This window comes from Frankia sp. Hr75.2 (genome assembly GCF_949319125.1).
In the GTDB taxonomy this organism is placed as follows: domain Bacteria; phylum Actinomycetota; class Actinomycetes; order Frankiales; family Frankiaceae; genus Parafrankia; species Parafrankia soli.
The window spans coordinates 1-1556 of the sequence record NZ_CASGGV010000142.1 but is presented as its reverse complement, the minus strand read 5'-3'; the positions used below and the strand labels follow the sequence as shown (position 1 = coordinate 1556).

1 protein-coding gene and 2 pseudogenes are annotated in these 1556 nt (G+C 68.8%); 1 reads left to right on the top strand and 2 read right to left on the bottom strand.

All coding sequences use genetic code 11. The features are described from left to right. A pseudogene (locus AC559T_RS12390) lies at positions 1-293 on the bottom strand (methyltransferase, FxLD system); the annotation flags it as partial. Beyond that, positions 293-502, bottom strand: coding sequence for a DUF397 domain-containing protein (locus AC559T_RS12385; protein ID WP_498868793.1), 210 nt, complete (start codon positions 500-502; stop codon positions 293-295). The pseudogene AC559T_RS12390 and the gene AC559T_RS12385, both read right to left, overlap by 1 nt. 305 nt (positions 503-807) lie before the next feature. On the opposite strand from AC559T_RS12385, the pseudogene AC559T_RS12380 reads away from it, so the two are divergent. Beyond that, positions 808-1556 (top strand): annotated as a pseudogene (locus AC559T_RS12380) (hypothetical protein); the annotation flags it as partial.

Sequence of the window (1556 nt, the reverse complement as noted above, 5' to 3'; positions counted from 1 at the left end):
CCGGAGCCGATCTCCAGGATCTGATGGCCGGGTTCGACCTGGAGCTGCTTGAGCATCGCCGCGACGGTGGAGGGCCTTGACACCGAGCTAAGCGGTGCTCCGTAGACGTCACGTTTCGTGACAACGACGTTGTCCTTGTAGGCCTCCTCGGTGGAGGCGTCGGGCAGGAAGAGGTCCCGGGGCACGGCGCGCAGCGCAGCCGCGACCGGGACGGAGACGGACTCCTTCGCCAGCACCAGGTCGACCAGCGCCGTGTGCAGCAGCGCGATCGAAGCCTCCGCGGAAGCGGGCATCACCCCACCCCGTCGAGCAGGTCGTCGTACTCGCCCCGCTTGACCGCCCGGACGAAGTCCCCGAACGAGCCAGGGGTGGTCCGCACCGACGGGCCCAGACTCGACCTGATCAGGACACGGTGCTCGTCGAGCGCGACCTCGACGGCATCGGGCACCGTCGGGTCGAGCTCGGACGGACGCCGCCACCGTGGGACGGCCGGGACAGACATGCCAGTGGGCGCAACAGACACGGGTTCCTCGAAACGATGTGGTCGGCGTTGACGGGTGGAGCCCGCCGAACCCGGGCCGCACGACTCGGCCCAGGCCCGGCGGGAGCTGAAGCAGCGACGCGACATCCGCCGGGGCCTCGTCCGCCGCGAGCTGCTGCGACGGACGGGACCGGATCGGCATGTTCACCGCGCGCAGCACCCATGACACACTGCGCCCAAACGGAGCAACAGACAGCAACGGCTCGTTGCGTGCATGCAACAGCTCGTTGCACCCACCTGCGAAGGCGTCAACGGGGAGGCCGAAGGTGCAAGCTGGTCAGCGAAACGACGCACTCGCCAACCTGGCAGACCTGCTGCAGAACCTGCGCGACCAGCATCGGACCAACAACACCCGGCTCGAATCCCGGACCGGGTTCAAACGCCAGCAGATTTCCCGGGCCCTCAACGGCCAGGAGATCCCGTCCGCGGACCTCGCGGACGCGCTGGACACCGCGTTGGCCGCAGGGGGAGCCATCCGGCGATTGCGGGACGAAGCTGTCAGGGAGAAGCGGGCCCGGGATTTGGGGCTCGACCCGCACAGGCAGGAGGAACCCGTGGACGCCAACCGCCGGCAGGCGTTCGAACTCGCCGCCGCGAGCCTCGTCGCCGCCCAGATGTACCGGGAGTGGACCTCGTCCGCGCCCGACGTCCTGACCCTTGACGAGATCGACGACGCGATCAACGCGCACACCATCGCGTTCACCGTCGAACCGCACCAGCGGCTCGCGCCGAAGGTGTGGAAGACGTGGAAGTCGGCGCACCACCATCTGATGAACGGCAGTGGCCGGGCCCGCCCGCAGACCCAGCTCACTGTCGCCGCCGGCTACGCCTCCTACATGCTGTCGCGGCTGTCGTTCAACCTCGGGGACACCCTGGCCTCCCGCCGGTTCATCCGACTCGCCGAAGATCACGCGAACCAGACCGACGACGTCGTCCTCACTGCCTCCGTCGGGGAGATGGTGACCACGCTGGCGTTCTACGGCCGCCGTTACCAGGAAGCAGCCGTCTCGGCGCG